This is a genomic window from Mesorhizobium sp. SARCC-RB16n, assembly GCF_008520305.1.
Lineage (GTDB): Bacteria > Pseudomonadota > Alphaproteobacteria > Rhizobiales > Rhizobiaceae > Mesorhizobium.
This window is the reverse complement of sequence record NZ_ML703253.1, coordinates 121,381-139,584: the sequence shown is the minus strand read 5'-3', so window position 1 is coordinate 139,584 and position 18,204 is coordinate 121,381. Positions and strand designations below refer to the sequence as shown.

Sequence of the window (18,204 nt, the reverse complement as noted above, 5' to 3'; positions counted from 1 at the left end):
TGATCATCAAATCCTTGTCGATTTCTGGACGTAGTTGGCCACCCACTCAGCGGAGAGCAGGCAGGACGGGAGGTAGCTGTCGTTCACGATCTCGACGACGACGCGGTCGTTCTTTGAGAGCAGCGGGACCTTGAAGGAACCGTCGCTCAGATTGACCACATCAACCCGGTTGTTCGGGTCACCCATGAGGCGACCGTTGGAGAAGTACGAGCGGACCTCGCGCGCCATCGGGGTGACCTCGACGCGGAAGTAGGCGGTCTTCGAGAACTGGATCAGGAGGTGCATGAGCTGCAGCCGTCCCTCAGTAATCGTCGAGACACCGCCGCTGCGGCTCTCCTGCCGGATGTAGATCGTCGATAGCCGGTAGCGCATCTCATAGACGGTCCCGAAGTAGAGCGGAACGCCCCTGATGTCCCCGGAGAGGACGACCTGGGTGGAACTCTTCGACAGAATTTGGAGAGCGAGGCCGGGCTCCATCACAGCGTTCTGCTGCCCCGCTGTCACGCAGATGTAGCTGTCGGTCGTGATGTCGATAGGCATGGGCACCGTGGTGGTGTTGTCGAACGGATCGTAGGTGCGATTGCCGGTGTCCTTCACGGTGAACCTCCGGTCGAGGTTGATGACGAACCGGCAGTAGTCGTCCACGCCACCCGGCTGAATGTCCATCACCTCAATGAAGGCGTTGAGCCCGCGATTGACGATCAGGATGAGCTGGCTGTCGATGAACTGGATATCGAGGATCGCAGTCACACCGGGGAACGTCCACCGCGACCAGCTCGCCTGGAGCTGCTGATCATTCGACCAGTAGTACTTGTAGACGTAGAGCGCGCCGGGATCACCGTCAGCCTGCACCACAAGGATGTCCTCATGGGTCGATGCAGCGATCCTCAGGGCGGTGCCTGGGATGTACTGAGGGACATGTCCGGTGGCGTCAGAGGCGTCCGCTAGGCCGGTGTTCACGTCGATCTTGTAGTCGCGGATCATGGTGTATTGGCCGCGATCCACGGGGAAGAAGATCGAGTTGCCGGCGCGAACCGGGCGAGCCACGCTCGATGCCGAGAACGACGTCGAGGGCCGGATCGAGGCTGTCTTCGGGGTCAGCAGCTCGTTGCCCATAAGGGTGAACTGCGTCTGGTCCGCGAACAGCACCAGCCGGTCAGCCGCCGCCACCGCGCTGCGAAGCACAGAGACGCCGTTGTCGGTCGCGGCCACGTCGATAGGATCATCGTCGAGCAGGGCCGTCGCGGTCGAGCGGTAGAAGTCGAAGAAGCTGCCGTGCCTGGACAGGATCACGTTCTCGTCGGACAGGAACCCGAGCCGGTTCTTGAAGAACAGCAGCTCGTTGATCGTATTGCCAATGAAGGACGGGCCAGGGGCGATCTTGTCGTCGCCGCACTTGCGCTGATCCCATGTGGCAGCCTTGAAGGTGAACGTGCCGTTGGCCTCACGGACAAGCACGAATGGCATCGTGTTGGCGTTGATGCCCTTGACGATCCCAGGCTTGGGGATTTCCCGCCACACGCCGATGGAGGAGTTGGCATCCTGGCGGTCGAAGCGGACGTAGTAGTTGTCGAACTCGGTCCCGACTGAGCCGGTGACCTCGATAGCGACCTTGTCCTCGCAGTAGGCTGGTAGATCAGCGAAGTCCTGCACGGTCTTGCGCACAGCCTTCATGGCGTTGCCGTTGTAGCCGTCGTCGACCGCGATGCTGAAATCGGCGCCATCGTTCTTCTTGATGTAGATCGTCGACTTGAAGACCTTGACGGTCCAGCCGTGGGCCGCGTCGATGCCGTTGGCAGCAAGGTTGGTGTCGGTGGCCTTCCACGTCCAGTTGCCGTTCGGCTTGTCGTTGGCTGTGTTCTCCAGGGCCACGGTCTCGCCAGTGGCAAGCCTGCGGGCGATGTAGGAGACGTCGACTGCCGGCGACTGGGCCGCGCTCTGACCGTCTGGGGTTCGGTACTCGGCCACCTTCACGTTGTTGATGGTGATCGTGTAGGTCTTGCCGTAGTTGCCAGCCAGCACGTTGACGATGGCCTCACTCGGGGAAGCCTGCTCGACGATGGCGGGGTCCTGGGCGACCACCTTGGTCTGGTTCGTGATGTAGGTGTAGTCGCCAACCGTCAGTGCCCGGTAAGGGGGACGCTGGTAGGCAGCCGTGTTGTAAGACAGGTAGCCGTAGCCGGTCGGAGCGTTGACCACCTTCTCGACGCCATCCAGGGTGAACACGCGGATAGACGTAGGGGTGACCACCAGCTCATACCGTTCGTTGGCGTCACGGTTGATTGTGTGGGTGAAGACGGTGCCTGAAATGGCTGGCCCGAGGCTGGCCCTGAGCTTCGTCGGAGGGCGCTTCTTGAGTCCGTCCACGATGGTCGAGTAGGCGTTCGTCTGGAGGTCGCCTTGGGTGGCCAGCCGCAAGGCCATGGCCTGCTGACTGACACCGTTGGCAAAGTTGGCAATCGAGCCAGAGACTTTGGCCACTTAGCTGCGGCCTCTGAGCTTGGTCATGAACTGGCTGTCGGACAGCATGTTGGCGTCGTTGCTGTCCATCTCTTCCTGCATCATGGCGGCGCGAGCGATCTGCTCGTCCTGCGACGTGTAGGAGTGGACAGCCTGATCACCGAAGTAGCGGTCCTGGTATTTGCGAGCCGCGCGAATGGTGATGTAGAGCCGGGCTGTGGACGGGAGGTCTTCAAAGTCGAGACCGAGGACCCAGTCGACCGTCACAGGGCCTTCAAAGATGGTGGTGCGGTTGCCCTTGTCGTAGAGACGTAGGCCGCGCTGCACGGCGTTGGTGGCCGCGCTTTCGCCAGAGGTATCGACCCTCAGGACGTTCGGCGGGAGGATGATCTCTCCGTTCTGGTCTGGGGCGATGCTCACGCCTTCCTCGGAGTTGAAGTTCCAGCCAGCCGTCTGGACCTCGACCGAGGTGGCCCGAAGGGTATTCATTGCGAGCGAGGCGTCGATCACTTGGTTCTCCTCAAGGGTCGACACAGGGCTTTCAGCTCCGGTCGCGAGGATTTCGTTGATCGCCTCAAGCTCTGTCAGTGGGGTCAGGCCGTTGGCCATTTTGCCTCCAGTGGAGAGTTGAACGAAAAAAACCGAGGCCCCCTAAGGAGCCCCGGTTCATCGGTGTGTGGGTGTGGATTAGGCCGTAGCCAGCTCCAGGCCGCACTCGGGACGGAGACCGCCGTGACCGACAGCGTACTTGGCGACGATCAGGGTGCCCTGACGCGAGACCATGTATTCGCTCTCGATAGCGACATCGAGCAGCTTCACGGTGCCGGCGAGGCCCTTGTTGAAGATGATGCCAGCGGTGTTCGTGAAGTCGCCCTGGTACTTGGCCGGGCCGGTGTTCACGTTGGTGCCGTTCGGCAGGTTCAGCGACTTGAAGATCGGGATGTCCGCGATCTTGACGACCTTACCGTCCGAATAGGAGCCCTTGCCGTCCCACTGGACGTTGATCACCTTGGTGTTCTGAGCCAGGGCGTAGTACTGCACCGGCTTCAGGGCAGCGTAACGCTCAGCCGGGATGTACTTGCCATCCAGAACGGCAGCCGCGTCGAAGAAGGCCTTCGCCATCTGGTCGCTGTCCGTGAGCAGAGCCGCGTTGACGATCTTGCCGCCGCCCGGGAGGTTGTCCACGACGTTCGACATGCGGGTCGTGAGGAGCATCGTGCGAGCGACGTTGCGGTCGTAGGCCTGTGCCAGCTCTTCACCGAGCTGCTTGGTCATCTCCGAGCGGGTCTCGAAGTGGTTCATCGCCTCGTAGATGTTGGCGGTGAAGTAGTCGGTCAACAGGAGGTCGTCGATGGTGATGACGCGCTCGTTGAACTTGGTGACCGTACCGAGGACCTGATCGCCCGGGGTATGGTAGCGGGCACCCGAGGTGCGGCCCGTCACCGGGAAGGAAGCGGACTTGCCTTCCGAGATGTTGCGGACCATGTGCTTGTCCGCGAACTCGACAGTGCGAGTGAATGCAGTCAGGATTTCGCCGGTTGCGACCTTGACGAAGTTAGCCTGGACGTCACCGACGCCGTTGGCCTGACCGAGATTGGATACGATGCCAGGATTGGCCATGTGTGTATTCCCGTGTTTGTTCTGAGGTTTGCGCGGACCTCGGAGCAGCACTGGAAGCGTCATTGGGATTGTCCGGCTTCCACACCCTCAGGTGCGGTTGGCGGGTCTCCAAGTGGTCTTCTGGTGAGACTTCCTTGGTTCCTTGATCACCGCCTAAAGAGGGGTGTGATCTGTCAGAACAGGCGTCGGGAACATGAGAAGGCCCCGCTTTGCATTGCAGGGAACGGGGCCATAGTCAGTGGGAGAGACTGTCGTAGAAGGAGATGAGGCGCTTGCCGCAGTCCGTCTTGTCGCTCTCCGATTTCTTCAGCTTGGCGATGAGGTTCATCACCCGCTTCTTCGTCATCACGCCCGAGCTGGGCGGCGCGACGGTGGTAGAGAAGCACACCCGCAAATCAGCAGGCAGCTCCGGGTAGTGGGGTGCGACGATCCTACTTCCAGAGGTCGCGCAGCCGCTCAACGTCAGCGCCACTAAGGCACTCGCGATTAGCGTCTTCAAGCGTTTCCGCATAGGTGTTCAGCTCGTCAATCTTGGTGGATAGGGCAGCCTGTCGTTTGGCTGCTTCGGTGGCGAGAATGGCATCACCCAGGCGGGCGTCCTTCTCGTTCTTGAGGTTCAGCTCAGCGACCTTCAGGTTCCCCTTCAGGAGCGCCGTTTCGGCTGCATGTTTGGCGTCAAGCCGGCCTTTGCCGTAGATCACCCCAATGAGGGTGAGGACGGCGAGCAATCCGGCGAGGTAGGCATAGACCCTGGGTATGATAGGCCTGTCTCCTGTCCGTTGAAGAAATTGAGGAAGCGTCGGTAGTCCATGTGACCGACACCGACATAGGCCCCGTAGAGGGAACCGATCAGCGCCAGTGAGGATGCAACTGCGGCGGCCCCTTGGTTGGTGTAGAGGCTGTAGAAAGCGAGCCCCCAGGCCAACCCGGTGTTTGCCAGCAGGAACTGTTTGGAGGTGCGCCTGCTGGACTTGATGGTGGTCATTTCCACCAGCCCCAGGAGACGATCCATGGGCCGACTATGAAGTGGTTCTTCAGGCCGAGGGCGGCACCATAGCGGTATCCGAACCTGACCTTGATGCCGTCCTTCTCCCACACGCCGTCCTTGGCCTTGCGGAAGATGATGAGGAAGGGCTTCACTTGCCGTAGCCCGATGCGCGGAGACCCTTCTCGAACACGAGGGCGATCTTGCCAATCTCGAGTTTCTTGTCGACGCCGTTGATGATGCGCCGTGCTTCGACGAACTCGCGGAGGTCTTCCACGTCACCCTCGTCGATGCCGTCCATGTAGTCGGAGAGCTTCTTGCCGGTGAACCAGCCTTGCTCCATGCCGACGAACAGGATGACGACCGCGTACTCGGGGCGCATGACCAGCTCGGGGTTCTTGACGAAGTCAACGTTGATCCCGAGGACCGTGCGGAAGTAGTCAGAGGCCTTCTTGTAGTTGTAGTCCCACGTCAGTTGGACGTAGCCACGACCGTAGAACGGGTAGTAGCGGAGGTGCGTCTTGCGCCATGCCTCGGCGTTCTTGATCCAGTTGGCCTCGGCCACAGGCTGCATCGTCCTGCCGGTTTCCCAGTAGGTCGTCGCGAGCATGTAGGCTAGGCGGTCGAGGGGTGTCTTGACCCTCTCGGCCTGATCGAGGATCAGAGTGAAGCCAGCAACCTGGGCGGCTGCCAGCGGGCCGAACGCAGAACGCACCGCAGCGAAGAATGCTGGGCGGTTCATGGTGTCCTTTGGAACGCGAATGTCCCCGGGCCGCATACCAAAAGGCAGAGACGGTTCCCGGGGTTATTCGATTAGCGGATGTTGTTGGACCGGGCGAGCTTCTGCTCGATCTGGGTCCGGTACGCATGGTCCTTGCTGTAGCGCTCGTCGCCCATCGCAGCCTGGACCTGAGCCCAGCTCGTGAAGACGTCAGAGGCATTGGCACCGGGCTTACCGGCTACCAGCGTCGGGTCTTTCCCGTTCGCGGCCTCGTACTTCGCCTTGAGCTGTTCCATGGCGACCACAGCGGCATTCACGTCGGAACCTTCGAATGACTTGTTGAAGGTCTCGATCTCGGCTGCCGGGATGGAGGTGGACGCCCATGCGAACATGCGGTCCATGCTTTCCTTGCCACCGGCTGCGGAGGTGATGCGCTGCGTTGCCACTTCAGCGAGAGCCTGCTGGCCGGCGATGAAGGCGTCGACAGTTGCGCGGTCGTGACCAATGGCCTCGGCTGCGGCGTAGTCGGCGTCAGTCAGCTTGCCGTCCTGAGCCAGGAACTTCGAGTTCAGGTCAGCGACGACCTCAGATGCCTTCTTAGGGGCATCCTCGGCAGCGGCCTTGTCGGCGGCTTCCTTGGCGATCTGCTCGGCGGTCTTCTCACCTTCGGGCTTGGTCTCTTCCTTCGGGGCGCCAACCTTCTTCTCCAGCTCCGTATAGGAGGCCAGGAGAGCTTCATGGTTCACGACGCCCTTCTCGGCATCCCAGAACTTCTCGGGGACGCTGTCGGGGCGAACAGGCTTAGCCGGCGCGATCTTGGCCGCTTCAGCAGCAGCGATCTGGGCGCGGGCCTCAGCTTCAGTCGTCGGGGCAGCAGCAGCCGCAGCCGCCAGGGCCGCAGCGCTTTCGTCAGCGGTGGGCTGAGCGGCCTGGACCTGAATGGTAGCAGTCGTCAATGTGTCACCACGACGTTGCCGCTGATCATCAGCTCATGGTTCGCCGGGCGCTTCTCTTTGGCTTTCGCCTTCGGGGCCGCTTTGGCTTTCTCTTCGGCGACCACTTCGGTCACCACTTCGGGTGTGCTTTCGTCAGCCATTCTGTTCTCCTGTCGTGGCTTGTGGGGGTTGGGCCTGCTGCTTCATGCCTTCCTTGGCCATACCGCCCATCTGGGAGATTGCCTGGGGGCCGAGCTGCGAGATCATTTGCTGCTGCATGGCTGCCTGATCGGCTGCCTGGATTTCTTGGTCGGTACGGATGAGACCACCCATGTCGATGCCAAGGGCAGCACCACGGCGCTTGAAATACTCACCGAGGTTGACGTATCGGCCGATTGCTTCAGGGCCACCCAGTTGGGCAGCGCCAGCCAGGAAGCTGTCGAGGTTCTGCAGATCGTTGCCGCGACCAAGGGCGTCTAGGCCCGTAACGATGGTCGTGGAGGTAATCTCCTTGGGAAGCGGAGGGACCTTGCGAACGAACTCCATGCGCGCCTCGAACAGGCGAGCGACGGGGAGCTGGAACTCTTCAGCCAGCAGCGAGTAGACGCCGCCGAGACCCTGGTCGAGTTCACCGGCCATGTACCGAATCTCTTCTGCCGTGACCCGCTCACCCTTCCGCTGGACGGAGGTGTTAAGGAGGAACGCGAAGGAGAGCCGTTCGGTGAGCTGCTGGATGAACCTTTCGGCCACCGCAAAGTCGGCCTGCTTGTCGAGCCTGAGGGGCTGGATTTGGTTGATGTCGCCCTGGACGAATGCGCCGTTCTCAGCCTTTGACAGCTTCTCGACACGGACGTTCGCGTTGGGCGAGACAATCCAGACAACCTTCGCACCTTGCACGGTGCCGTCCCGTAATGCTTCGGTCAGGACGTCGAGGGAGTTCAGGTCGCCAATGTACTCGTCGACAAAGCCGCGACCGTAGTCCTCGCCTTCCACATAGGTGAAACGCAGGGGCAGCCAGGGCAGCTTGTCTTTGGGGTACGAGCCCGAGTATTCGCCGTCGATCTGCACACCGTCGATCTCTTGGACCACGATGTACTGACTGGAGGCGTCATCGAGCGTGATGAGCGTGTAGACATCGACCGTCGCTTCCTTGTCGCTATCTGCAACGTCGGTGCTGGCTATCTTGGACTTGATGTCCTCGGACAGGGCAGCGCGAGCGATCTGCTCTTTGATGACGATGTCGAGGATGTTGCCGGACGGGTCGCGATTGACCACGTAGGATGACAGGCGGAAGCCACGAGGCTTGCCCTTCTTCGGGATGAAGATCATGTAGTTGCCAGCCAGCACAAGCTGACGGCAGGCTTCGAAGGCAACGGGCCGGAACATGGAACCGTTCATTTCGCTGAGAACCGCACGTTCGCGGGCGCTCAGGGCCTTCTCGATCTCACCCCTCTTGTCGTCGGCCTTGGTCAGGTCTTGGAGGGCGATGTCGTCGATTTCGTACTTGAAGAAAGGCGCGTTGATGGGGAACAGGCTTTGGCTCAACTTGGAAGCCAGGAACCTGATGCCACGAGCGCCGAGACCTTGGTTAGGCTCTGCGAAATCAGCGGCCCCTGTAGTGCCCTCTTTGGGGAACAGGTAGGGGACCGTCAATTCAGCCGCCCGACGAGCCCGCTTAAGATACGGGTTTCTGTCGGTGACTAGCTGTTCGTATAGAGCCTTCGCTGAGATGGTAATCTTAACGTCGGCCAAGGTCGGTTATTGTGGGATGTTGATACCGGACCCGCCAGTTCTGGCCAGCGGGATCGTCAATGCTTTGCGGCCACGTCGGGCTGCGCTTGCGTTAGCGCCTTCCTGATTGGCGAGGCGGGATGTTTCGTTCAAGACAGGGGCCAGAGGCTTGTCATTGGCCGGGGGCGGAGGAGGAGCGACTGGGTCGGCCTTCTCAATCTTTGGCTTTGAGCACATTTGCGAGGAGGTCTTCTTCCTGTTGGTCGAGGATGAGAGCGAGGTGAGTGATCACCCGCTGGCGTCCGATCAAAGCCCCAAGCTCACGGTCGGAAATCGATGGGTCATCGGGGAGCTTGTTTGGAAATACCTGTCTGAGGTACGCCATCAGTTCCCGAGTGACTGCCGGAGGAGCAAGAAACCCCTCCGTAGTGCTAGTGGAGGGGTTATTCACCCGACCACCTCACTAAGCTTGTCACGAAGATCGTCGATAGTTCCGTCGTTCTTGACCGTGTGGGTCACCCAGTCTTCCCCAATGCCCGCCTCTGCGGCGTGGCTCGAAGTCTTCCTGCGGTGAACCTTCGGCTTGAGCCTCACGACGTCGCCGCCGATGGCCCGAACAGTCTCGGCCTCGTTGTCGAACCGGCAGTCGTCGGTGACCACCGGGCCGGCGATGCTGTCGACCTTGCGAGCCCATGCGTTGATCCAGAAGTTCTGGCCCATGCACATGCGGCCCCACTCCGTCCCCAAGGTTTGCATTGCGTGGCGCGGGGTGCAGCCGTTGAGGTATTTGCAGGGTTCCTCTTTCAGGTCCCCCTCGATCCGCCGCTCGATCTCCGCTTCGCTCGTCAATCCGGCTGCCCGGTAGAATGCCCGCACCATGTCCTTGAGCGGGCCGGCGAACTTGACGGGAGTGAACCCGTGGGTGTCCGCGAGGTGTGATCCGGCTACCGACTTGCCGGAACCCGCAGGCCCCGACAAGGCGATCAGACGTTCAGCCATCAGATGATCCCAAGGGCCTTGAGGTAGAGGACCGTGGACGCGGCGCTGGTGTGCAGCACGTAGATGCCACCGGCAGCTTCCCAGGCTTCACGGTTCACGGCGCGGTCGTCGACCAGCACGTCACCAGGCTCACAGAAGTTTGGCTTGTCCTTGGTCTCACATGTGATGACCCTGGTCGTCATGCCGCTGCCGAACGGGTGGCGCAGATGCCGCTTGACCCAGGTCCGCTTCTGCGTGTCGACATCCGTAGCGTCCTTCTTTGGGAGCGCCGTAAGGACCACCGGATCGAGGGCGCGAACAGCATTCCACAGGACCATGGCGTCGTCCTTCAGGGGCAACCCACCGAAGAAGTTCGGGTAGACGTTCAGCTTGTCCCAGAAGGCCTTCGGGCCGTGGACGAACTCCCACTTGTAGATGTTGTCGGTGCCGAGGATGTTGCCAGCGCCGGCATCGAAGTCAGCCAGGACGCCGTCGAGATCGAGATAGATGGTAGGCTTCACGGTCTTGGAGACAGTGGGGCATCGGCGGGTGCAGACGTAGCCAGGGCCTTTGCAGAGGCAGTCGTGGATCATGTTCACGGTGTCCAGAGTATCGGTTCCTTCTTGACATGGTCGTAGTCGTCGTTGTGGAGGATGCGGGCCAGTCGGGCCTGCAGGAGGGCGTCGTCAGTGGTCAGGCCGGCGCGGTGGTACTGGTGGATGACCACGTCCCAGAGCGTGGGAACGTCGATCTCTTTCCAGCGGGTCTCGACCTCACCCTTGCGCTTGCCGCGCTCGATGGTGTGTTCGTAGCTCTCCAGCCCAATGCGGCGGACGAGGGCGTCCTTGGCCGTTACCGGACCCATGCCGGGGCAGCCAGGGTAGCCGTCCGTGGTGTCGCCGGTCAGGGCCTGTGTGAGCCAGTTCAGCTCGGCCTCTTCCGGGGTGACCTTGACGATCTCACCATTGCGGTAGATCAGGCCCGGGATCGTCAGCATGTCCTTGTCCTGGGACACGATGATCTTCTCGCCTTTGATCAGCCGAGGGTTGGTGGCGAGGATGCCCATGACATCGTCGGCCTCGATCCCTGGCTTGTATTTCGCGCCATGCTCTTCGATGAGCCAGCGCTTGACCTCATTGGTTCCAACCGGCTTGCGGGAGCGTCCCTTCTTGTAGCCGTGGTAGAGTTCGTGGCGGAAGGTGATGCCCTTGGACAGGGTGATCACCGAGGCATCGGCATCAAGGTCCCTTTCGAGGCGCTTGATGGTGTCCAAGATGGTGGACTTCACTTCCTTGACGTCGCAAGTCAGGGTCCACTCATCGTCGCCCCAGTCGGTTTCGACTTCAAGGGCAGCTCCGGTCGATACGACGAGGATGTCCCCGTCGATAAGTAGTGTTCTCAGCTTTCAATCCTCGTGTGTTCGATGCGGTAGTTGAGCTGCCCATCCATGTATTCCCACTCCTCGTCGTAGGTCTCTTTGAGGAGGGCATCGACCTTGGCCTGAGGCGGGTCATAGGGCCACACATGGGGGCCGATGGGGTCGCCGCTTTCGGTGCGGCCAGTGAGGACCCAGACGTCCATCAGTCGATCTGCCGGATGCCGTACTTGTCAGTCAGGGCTGCCTGCATCGCGTCCCGGTCTGCCTTCTGCAGCAACCCGGCGATGGAGCCCCCGTAGCATACCGGCTGCATCGTCTGGATGTAGCTCGAACCACTCGGTGCCGGCGATGCGATAGCCAGCCAGCAGCTCGTGAAGAACTGCTTCAGCTTGTTTGCGATCATCAAAACTCCTCGTTTCATGGAAGTAGTAGGCTCGGTCAGGGTCATTGGTGTTGGCCTGACGGAGGCGGTTCTTAAGGTCCTTCGCGAAGCCGGCTTTGCTTCGCCCAGGCCACGCAGGGTTCGCCATGATGTAGACGAACCCCGGCGCGTTCTGAGGGGCCTTAGTGTGTCTCGGCCCAGTTCGCTCCCACGACGCTGTTGCCAGCGAGAGGGCAGCGGAACTTGTAGTACTCGCCAGCAAGTCGGATGGCGTCCTGCGCCGTCTTCCCCACCAGCTCTGCTTTGTCTTCATCGACCTCGATCTGCCATTCGTCGTGGACGTTCGCGACGAACTCGTAATGGACACCCGGGACTAGCCCGAGCGCTTGAAGGTTGTTGTCTAGGATCACGAGAGCGCGCTTCATCTGGATTGCCCCTGCGGATTGAAGGAGGGTGTTCAGGGAGGAGTGAGCCGAGCGCACCATGAGGATGCGACCGTCGAGCCCCTTGATCCAGCCTTGGGTCTTGGCCTTGCGGGCCACTGCTTCCGACAACGACTTGAGCGCCGGCAGTGCCGCGAGGAACTTGGCGCGGGACTTCTTGCCCTCTGCCATGGCTCGCTTGCCGGTGAAGCCCAGGATGTTGCCGAGGTTCTCGTCGCCCGATCCGTAGATGAAGGCGTAGAACCACGTCTTGGCCGTGTCTCGACTGCATCCCAGCGCCGCAGCGTTGAGGGTGTGCATGTCGGTGCCAGCGGCCTTGTTCCCTTCGAGAACGGTCTTGATGTACGCGCCGCCGTCGTAGGCAGCCATGTACCCGGCGAGGTCCCGCAGCTCCAACGCATCAGCGTCACAGCCGACGAGCTTCTTGCCCTTTCCGACGGTCCAGCACCGCCGGCACTCGAAGCCATAAGGAAGCTTCTCGCCGGTCTTCTTGTCGTAGATGCCCGGGACCTGGGCCATGTTGGGCTTGGAGTGGGTCATTCGACCCGTCACCGCACCGTTCGTGGCTACCCTGCCGTGAACCCGGCCATTGACCACATGCCGAAGCCAAGCCTCCTTGCCTTCCGCAACTTGGCCGATGCGCTTCTGAACCATGAAGTATTCGCACAGCACCTTCGCGGACGGGTAGGAGAGGCCCTTGAGCGTCTCGTCATCGACCTTTGGGTGACCATCGGAGGTGAACTCCGTGGGCCTCCAGCCGAACAGCTTGCGCATCCGGTTGGCGACGTCCTGCCGGCTGCCCGGGTTGAATGGGAGCAGCTTGACATCAGTGTATGGGGCGTCGGTCGAGTAGTGGCACTTTGGCCAGATCGGCTTCTTGTTGCCGTCCTTGTCGAGCTTGAACTCGCCGTTCTTCTTGGTCTCGTACCCGATGATCGGGAGGTGCTTCTGTGAGACGGAACGGTCGACTGTCGGCTCTTTGGGACCAAGGTTGCGATACCAAGGCTTGAACTCGGACTGCAGGGCCTTCTCCAGCTCAGCCTTGCGCTGGGCCAGGGTGCCGTGGAGGTCTTGGACCTTGCGGAGATCGAGGGCGAACCCATAGGCCTCCTGACGGGCCACGATGCGGCGCACGTCATGTTCAAGCTGGATGCTCTCTTCCGAGAACCCCTTCTTGGTGAGCTTGAGCCAAAGCCTGTCGGTGACCTCGACGTCCTGCTCGCAGTAGTCCTGCATCTCCTTCGACCAGTTGCCCCAGACGTAGTCCACGGCGTCCTGGCCGGTGAGCCCTTTGGCCTTGGCCTCGGCCTTCTTGATCTCGCCATAGTCACCCTTCCAGATGCCCATGCGCTGGCCCCAGCTTTCGAGGCTGTGGCGACCGAGAAGGTTCTTCTTGATCCACTTCCCGATCCCGAGGCGCTTCTCTTGCCGGAAGTCGGCGTCCAGCATGTCCGCGTAGATGAGGCGGGACATGATGATGGTGTCGCGGATCAGGCCCTTCGGCTTGAACGACGGGTAGAGCTTCTGGATCGCGGGGATGTCGAAGTCTTGGATGTTGTGGCCGACGATGACGTCTGCGTCCTGCAGGAGCCCCAGCCCGAAGGCGATGGAGTTGCCGGTGTCCCCGACGTACTCTTTGCAGCAGGACCAGACTTGGCCGGTGTCGGTGTTCTTGATGACCAGCGAATGGATCGTGGTCATCTCTGGGATCAGTCCGTTCGTCTCGATGTCGAAGACGAGGGTGGTCTGACCCATCAGCCCTTGTAGAGGCCCGGGGCCATCATCTGTGGCTGGCGCAGGAAAGCATTGTCGGACTTAAGCGCCACGTTCTCGTCGAGCAGCTTGCCAACCATCTTGTCGAGGCTGGCGTTCTCGTCGGCCAGAACCCTGCTGGTTTCCCTGAACTCCTGGGCAGCGGCGAGCAGAACTTGGAGTTCTTTCCGTTCGCGCTCAATCACCTTGAAGCGGTTGTAGAGCTGGCGATTCTCTTCCTTCTCAGCGAGCAGGAGTTGCGTCAGATTGTGGACTGTCGTTTCCATTCATTACCTCTTGAATTGCGCCCACAAGGTCCCTCCACGCTTCCGCGAACAGGACGATGCTGGCAGTTCTGCCTTGGAGGATTAGGCGGGAGCCCTCGCGCCGAACGATCAGCGCTGAGGGTATGTTCTCGTTGGTGTTGTCGAAGGTCAGACCTCTTGGCCCTCCCAGTACCAAACCATCGGGAGGACGCTTGGCTCGGCCTTCGCGCAGGGGATGAAGAACGGGGTGGGGCTGTCCGCTTTGCTCACGTCCAGAAGGCACTTCCGCGGTGCCTGGTGGTTCTCTTCGGAGTGGGCTGGAGGGCAGAGGAATGCCACCCAGCAGATGAACCCGAGGGCCACCCAAAAGCCCCAGCTAGAACGGGAGTTCGTCGTCTTCGTTGTTGAAGCCGTGGTCATTAACGTCCTTGTCTTTGAAGGGATCGTCTTCCCGCACGAACAAGCGCCCGGTCTCCTGCTTGAAGCCGAGCATGATGGTCTTGCCCGTCGATCTGCCGGTGTAGCGGTCCTTGAGGATGCGGAAGATGGTGGTGGTGGCGATGATCGGATCTTCGTTCTGCTGGTCTCGTTCGAGGCCGAACATGAAGTAGGACCAGAAGCCGATCGCTCGGGAGCCCTTGAAGTGACGGATCATGACGCGCCCGCCTTCCTCGTGAGGTTTCCCATCCGGGGTCGACAAGTGCGAGACGAAGTGGATGATGATGCCCAGCTCCATTGCGAGCCCGGCCATCTCCTTCATGATCTGTTCGAGGGTGCCTTTCTCGTCGCCAGTGTCGGCCATGGCTGTCAGGTGGTCGATGTAGATCAGCTTGATGCCAAGGCTCACCGCCATGTAGCGGATATGCCCCTTGACCAACTCCCAATCCGTCTGGCCGAAGCTGTCGTAGAAGAACAGCTTGCCATCCAGCTCGGTCGCGGCGCGGGTCAGTTCCTCGGCTGTCCACCCAGCGTTGGGGACGTGGAACATCTTACCGGCCAACTTGCCTGCAACACGCTTCGCCGTCTCGACGGGCTTCTGTTCGAGGAAGATCGCACCGACGTGCTGCTTCAGATCGGTGATGTCGAACGCGATCTGCTGCATCAGGAAGTCGGTCTTGCCGATGCCCGTGCCGGCGCCAAAGCCATAGACCTCACCGAAGCGCCGGCCATAGGTCTGCTTGGTCAGCTCTTCCAGGCACCACGGTAGGCCCCACTCGACTGGCTTGAGGAGGTCGCCCATGATGTCCGAGACCCCGACGAGACCGTCAGGGCGGTAGACCTTGGCACCCCAAATGGCGTCGATGGTCTCCTTGATGCGGCCCGCCATGAGCATCTCGTTGGCGTCCTTGAGGGGCAGTGAGGCGATCTTCAGCTTGCCCGGAGTGAACGGGATCACCTTGCATTCGTCGGTCGCCCGCTGGCCGTGTTCATCGCCATCGAACATGAGGACGATCTCTTCGAACTGCTCCAGCCATGCAAGGTTCTTGCGGAGGGCCTTGGCCGCGCCGTCACACCCGTTTGGGATCGAGACGACAGGCCACTTATGCCCCTGCATCTGGCTGAGCGAGATCGCGTCCAGCTCACCCTCGACGACCACGACACGCTTGCCGCCGTCCCGCCACAGCCATTGGCCGTAGAGGCACATGTCGTCCTTGTGACCCTTGGATCGGAAGTCTTTGCCGGCGAACCGGACCTTCTGCCAGACAAGCTGGCTCGCGCTGTTTCGGTAGTTGAACAAGCGGACGGGCTGACCGTTCAGGTTCGAACGGGTGAAGCCCCACTTCTGCGCGCTTTCGAGATTGATGCCTCGGCTTGCCCAATCAGATGGCTCACCGAGCGGAACGAAGTCTGTGGTCCGGGGCTCCGAAGCCTCGGTCTGTTCTGTCAAATCATTGTCTCCGGGTTCGTAGTAGCGGCAGCCACCTGTGAAGCAGTAGGCGTGGCCGTCCGTGTACCGGGCGAGATTGTCGCGGGAACCACACTTTGGGCATGGCTCCTTGCGGAGGAACTCACTGTCGGTTTCGTGCATTCAGCCTTGCGGCGGGTTGTTCTGGAACTGCTGTCGTTGGGCGATCTCGTCGACGAGGATCAGGTCGCCGCGAGTGCCAATGATCTCGGTAGGGTCCAGCACCCTCACGTTGTCCCCCGTGCGAAGAACGAAGGTCGCTCCGTGGAGGGCGAGCTGGTAGCGGAGGACCGCGAGCTTCTCAGCGGCGGTCATCAGATTTCCCTGATGGCGTGGATGAGGAAACCCATGACCAGACCAACGATGGTGATGATCAGGGCTACGCCCAGGGCGGATGAAATCTCACAGGCGACCTGTACGCCGACGATGGTGAGGACGAAGCCCCAACAAATGCTGACGCCTTGCAGAAGACTTCTGATCATCTGCGTCTGATGCTCGCGTAGAGCTTCCCGAACTCGTTGCGGAGCCTCGGGATCAGGTCGGCCTTGAGCGCTTCCTCGAACTGCCTGCAGACCATCTCGAAGAGGTGAGGGTGGTCCTGCTGGTTGATCGCGTAGTCGTCTCGAATAACCACCCGGCACCGCGCCGGATCGGGGCGCCAGTTGACCGTGTAGCTATTGAGCATCTCGTAGGGGTGCCGTTCGGCGTGGGCTTCCAGCTTCCCGAAGGAGACCGGAATGGCGACCCTGCTGTAGAACTCCTTCTCCATGCCATCCATGTGCTTGGCCATGGCCTCGCAGCGCAGATGGTAGTCGTGGATGGTGTGCATCAGGTCAGTGATCCGGGCCTCATAGGCGCGGGACATCGCGTAGACCTCGTGGCGGGTCGTGCGCGGAAGGTACTTGTCGATCAGCTCGGTGACCGAAGGGTAGGACTTGGAACGGGCCTCTCGACCCGTCCAAGCCTTGCTGTCAAGTTCCAATCAGAACCAGCCGAGGATCGCGCCCAGGCCGAACAGCGGGATACCCACGATGCGGCAGATGAGCATGGTCGTGAACGGTGCGCCCGAGGTGGCCGCGTGGATCACGTCGATCAGGTTGATGACCCAGCCATAGAAGGCAGCGACCATGGTGGCGACGTAGAGGATGATGATGCCCTTCATGATCAGGCCACCAGCTTGCGGATGCGCTTGGCGATCTTGTCGGCCTCGGCAGCAGCTTCCTTCGCGGCGACCTGGGCGGCAACCTTGATGGCGATCTCGGCGTCGATCAGCTCGGCCTTGACGTTGTGATGCTCGATCACAGCCTCCAGCTCGGTGATGGCCTTGTTGAAGCCGGCGACGGCCTTGGCGGTCGAGGGGGTGCGCTTGATGAAGTTGATGACGGTGGAGAGGATGCTCATTTCTTGACCTTCGATTGGGAGTTGAGGATTGCGTTGAGGGCCTCCATGCGACCGGCAGTCGGTGGCTCATCGATCCAGGCTTGGGGGATTGACTTGTCCGCATAGAGGAAGCCATGGGTCTCGCACCACATGGCGTAGGTGGTCTGGGACTGCTTGGAGATTCGGGTGCCTGAGCGGCTGAACACGAGCCGGATGTCGAGTTCCGGGTTCTGCTCTTTGATCAGCTTGTGCTTCTGGCGATCCGCCGTGACGAACTGCCCCTTGGTCTCCACGATGATGCCGTTGCCCAGCAGGCGGAAGTCAGGTGTGTACTTCGCCAGCCGGGCCGGTATCTCGTAGGTGATCTTGAAGCTCTCGTAGGTGTAGGGGACGGACGCGCGGTCCAGCTCCCCTGCCACCTTATCTTCGAGCCCTGAGCGGAACCCCTTGGCGACAGCGTTCTGCCGCGTCGAGGTCCGCTTGGGGAAAGGCCTTGGCAAGGCTTAGAAGTCTTCTTCGCCTGCCGACTTGCCGCCCTCGGAACCACCCTCGGACTTGTCTTCGCCTTCGTTCTCGTCCTGGTACTCGCTCGGGTCGTAGCCATATCCGTCCTCTTCACCGAAGCCATGGCTGTCAGCGGAGCGCGAACCGTTCGACACGAGGTCGATGATCTGGACGCCGTTGAGCATCAGCTTGAGGCCGGCAGCCGCCGTGCCCGGGATGAAGTAGGACGAGACGGCAAAGGACACCTTGCCCTCGGAGCCGCCCCAGATGTTGGGGAGCTTGCCGACCATCTTCTTGCCGCGCGCGTCATAGATGTCGGGAGCCGACGTCCACTTCTTGCCTTCGCGCGGACCCTTCTTGACGATGCCCGAGGCCTTCTTGGTGAACTTGAGGCAGACCTCGCCGGTCTCTTCCTCGCTCTCCTTGTCGTACAGGGTCTCGAACAGTGAGTTCATGACCGGGCCGGTGATGTTCTTCTTCTCGAACTCCTTGCGTGTCTTGACCGACAGCTCAGCGAACTGCTTCTCGGCATCGCGCTTGGCCTCTTCGTAGAGGTCGTCGAGGGACACGTTGTCCTTGTTCTTGCGAGCGGTGAACTCGGCCAGTGCGGCAGCCGACATCTTGCCCTTCAGCGAATACTCGCCGTCCGGCTTCGGGAAGTCCTTGTTGCCGTAGTCCGGCTCGGTCAGCTTCGGGTAGACGAAGACCAGACGCGGGGAGGTGAATGAGGGGAGAGATTTCTTCTTGGTATCGTTTGCCATTG

The 18,204-nt window shown here is 60.9% G+C and carries 26 protein-coding genes; all 26 read right to left on the bottom strand.

The window, feature by feature from the left end; genetic code table 11:
* Positions 1–6 precede the first annotated feature (6 nt).
* On the bottom strand, positions 7–2,424 hold the full coding sequence (locus C7I87_RS00675) for a phage nozzle protein (protein ID WP_188393670.1): 2,418 nt from the start codon (positions 2,422–2,424) through the stop codon (positions 7–9).
* Positions 2,425–2,481: 57 nt separating this feature from the next.
* Positions 2,482–3,069: a phage tail protein gene (locus tag C7I87_RS00670; RefSeq protein ID WP_149902379.1), complete on the bottom strand. Its 588-nt coding sequence runs from the start codon at positions 3,067–3,069 to the stop codon at positions 2,482–2,484.
* A 78-nt stretch (positions 3,070–3,147) separates the two neighbouring features.
* Positions 3,148–4,080, bottom strand: coding sequence for a major capsid protein (locus C7I87_RS00665; protein ID WP_149902378.1), 933 nt, complete (start codon positions 4,078–4,080; stop codon positions 3,148–3,150).
* Positions 4,081–4,511: 431 nt separating this feature from the next.
* Entirely contained in the window at positions 4,512–4,781 is a 270-nt protein-coding gene (locus tag C7I87_RS00660) for a hypothetical protein (protein WP_149902377.1), read from the bottom strand.
* Positions 4,778–5,092 carry a hypothetical protein gene (locus tag C7I87_RS00655; RefSeq protein ID WP_149902376.1) on the bottom strand — a complete coding sequence of 105 codons (315 nt, stop codon included), beginning with the start codon at positions 5,090–5,092 and terminating at the stop codon, positions 4,778–4,780. Before C7I87_RS00655 ends, C7I87_RS00660 begins: the two co-directional genes overlap by 4 nt.
* Positions 5,062–5,220, bottom strand: a complete 159-nt coding sequence (locus tag C7I87_RS35040) for a hypothetical protein (protein ID WP_188393669.1) — start codon at positions 5,218–5,220, stop codon at positions 5,062–5,064. Before C7I87_RS35040 ends, C7I87_RS00655 begins: the two co-directional genes overlap by 31 nt.
* Complete coding sequence (locus C7I87_RS00650) at positions 5,217–5,807, bottom strand: lysozyme family protein (RefSeq protein ID WP_149902375.1); 591 nt, start codon at positions 5,805–5,807, stop codon at positions 5,217–5,219. Before C7I87_RS00650 ends, C7I87_RS35040 begins: the two co-directional genes overlap by 4 nt.
* A gap of 71 nt (positions 5,808–5,878) precedes the next feature.
* Entirely contained in the window at positions 5,879–6,742 is an 864-nt protein-coding gene (locus C7I87_RS00645; RefSeq protein ID WP_149902374.1) for a capsid assembly protein, read from the bottom strand.
* Complete coding sequence (locus C7I87_RS35035) at positions 6,739–6,882, bottom strand: hypothetical protein (RefSeq protein WP_188393668.1); 144 nt, start codon at positions 6,880–6,882, stop codon at positions 6,739–6,741. Before C7I87_RS35035 ends, C7I87_RS00645 begins: the two co-directional genes overlap by 4 nt.
* Positions 6,875–8,473 carry a portal protein gene (locus tag C7I87_RS00640; RefSeq protein WP_149902373.1) on the bottom strand — a complete coding sequence of 533 codons (1,599 nt, stop codon included), beginning with the start codon at positions 8,471–8,473 and terminating at the stop codon, positions 6,875–6,877. Before C7I87_RS00640 ends, C7I87_RS35035 begins: the two co-directional genes overlap by 8 nt.
* Positions 8,474–8,666: 193 nt before the next feature.
* The gene (locus tag C7I87_RS35030; protein ID WP_188393667.1) at positions 8,667–8,837 is read right to left on the bottom strand and encodes a hypothetical protein; all 171 of its coding nucleotides are present in this window, start codon (positions 8,835–8,837) and stop codon (positions 8,667–8,669) included.
* Positions 8,838–8,899: 62 nt separating this feature from the next.
* Positions 8,900–9,451, bottom strand: coding sequence for a deoxynucleotide monophosphate kinase family protein (locus C7I87_RS00635; protein WP_149902372.1), 552 nt, complete (start codon positions 9,449–9,451; stop codon positions 8,900–8,902).
* Complete coding sequence (locus C7I87_RS00630; protein ID WP_149902371.1) at positions 9,451–10,023, bottom strand: HAD family hydrolase; 573 nt, start codon at positions 10,021–10,023, stop codon at positions 9,451–9,453. The genes C7I87_RS00635 and C7I87_RS00630 overlap by 1 nt, the downstream gene beginning before the upstream one ends.
* Before the next feature lie 2 nt (positions 10,024–10,025).
* Positions 10,026–10,703, bottom strand: coding sequence for a hypothetical protein (locus tag C7I87_RS00625; protein WP_373424598.1), 678 nt, complete (start codon positions 10,701–10,703; stop codon positions 10,026–10,028).
* A gap of 125 nt (positions 10,704–10,828) precedes the next feature.
* Positions 10,829–11,011: a hypothetical protein gene (locus tag C7I87_RS00620; protein ID WP_149902369.1), complete on the bottom strand. Its 183-nt coding sequence runs from the start codon at positions 11,009–11,011 to the stop codon at positions 10,829–10,831.
* A 27-nt stretch (positions 11,012–11,038) separates the two neighbouring features.
* Positions 11,039–11,338: a GIY-YIG nuclease family protein gene (locus C7I87_RS36670; RefSeq protein WP_149902368.1), complete on the bottom strand. Its 300-nt coding sequence runs from the start codon at positions 11,336–11,338 to the stop codon at positions 11,039–11,041.
* A gap of 34 nt (positions 11,339–11,372) precedes the next feature.
* The gene (locus C7I87_RS00610) at positions 11,373–13,388 is read right to left on the bottom strand and encodes a DNA polymerase (protein WP_149902367.1); all 2,016 of its coding nucleotides are present in this window, start codon (positions 13,386–13,388) and stop codon (positions 11,373–11,375) included.
* Positions 13,388–13,672 carry a hypothetical protein gene (locus tag C7I87_RS00605; protein WP_149902366.1) on the bottom strand — a complete coding sequence of 95 codons (285 nt, stop codon included), beginning with the start codon at positions 13,670–13,672 and terminating at the stop codon, positions 13,388–13,390. Before C7I87_RS00605 ends, C7I87_RS00610 begins: the two co-directional genes overlap by 1 nt.
* A gap of 355 nt (positions 13,673–14,027) precedes the next feature.
* A complete protein-coding gene (locus C7I87_RS00600; protein WP_149902365.1) occupies positions 14,028–15,680 on the bottom strand; it encodes a toprim domain-containing protein in 1,653 nt (550 codons plus the stop codon).
* Positions 15,681–15,872, bottom strand: coding sequence for a hypothetical protein (locus C7I87_RS00595; RefSeq protein WP_149902364.1), 192 nt, complete (start codon positions 15,870–15,872; stop codon positions 15,681–15,683).
* Positions 15,872–16,039 (bottom strand): hypothetical protein, encoded by a 168-nt coding sequence (locus C7I87_RS35025; protein WP_188393666.1) that lies wholly within the window; start codon positions 16,037–16,039, stop codon positions 15,872–15,874. The genes C7I87_RS00595 and C7I87_RS35025 overlap by 1 nt, the downstream gene beginning before the upstream one ends.
* Entirely contained in the window at positions 16,036–16,539 is a 504-nt protein-coding gene (locus C7I87_RS00590) for a hypothetical protein (RefSeq protein ID WP_149902363.1), read from the bottom strand. The genes C7I87_RS35025 and C7I87_RS00590 overlap by 4 nt, the downstream gene beginning before the upstream one ends.
* Positions 16,540–16,719, bottom strand: coding sequence for a hypothetical protein (locus C7I87_RS00585; protein WP_149902362.1), 180 nt, complete (start codon positions 16,717–16,719; stop codon positions 16,540–16,542).
* Between the two features lie 2 nt (positions 16,720–16,721).
* Positions 16,722–16,958, bottom strand: coding sequence for a hypothetical protein (locus C7I87_RS00580; RefSeq protein WP_149902361.1), 237 nt, complete (start codon positions 16,956–16,958; stop codon positions 16,722–16,724).
* Complete coding sequence (locus C7I87_RS00575; RefSeq protein ID WP_149902360.1) at positions 16,955–17,437, bottom strand: endodeoxyribonuclease; 483 nt, start codon at positions 17,435–17,437, stop codon at positions 16,955–16,957. The genes C7I87_RS00580 and C7I87_RS00575 overlap by 4 nt, the downstream gene beginning before the upstream one ends.
* Before the next feature lie 3 nt (positions 17,438–17,440).
* The gene (locus tag C7I87_RS00570; RefSeq protein WP_149902359.1) at positions 17,441–18,202 is read right to left on the bottom strand and encodes a DUF2815 domain-containing protein; all 762 of its coding nucleotides are present in this window, start codon (positions 18,200–18,202) and stop codon (positions 17,441–17,443) included.
* Between the last annotated feature and the right edge of the window lie 2 nt (positions 18,203–18,204).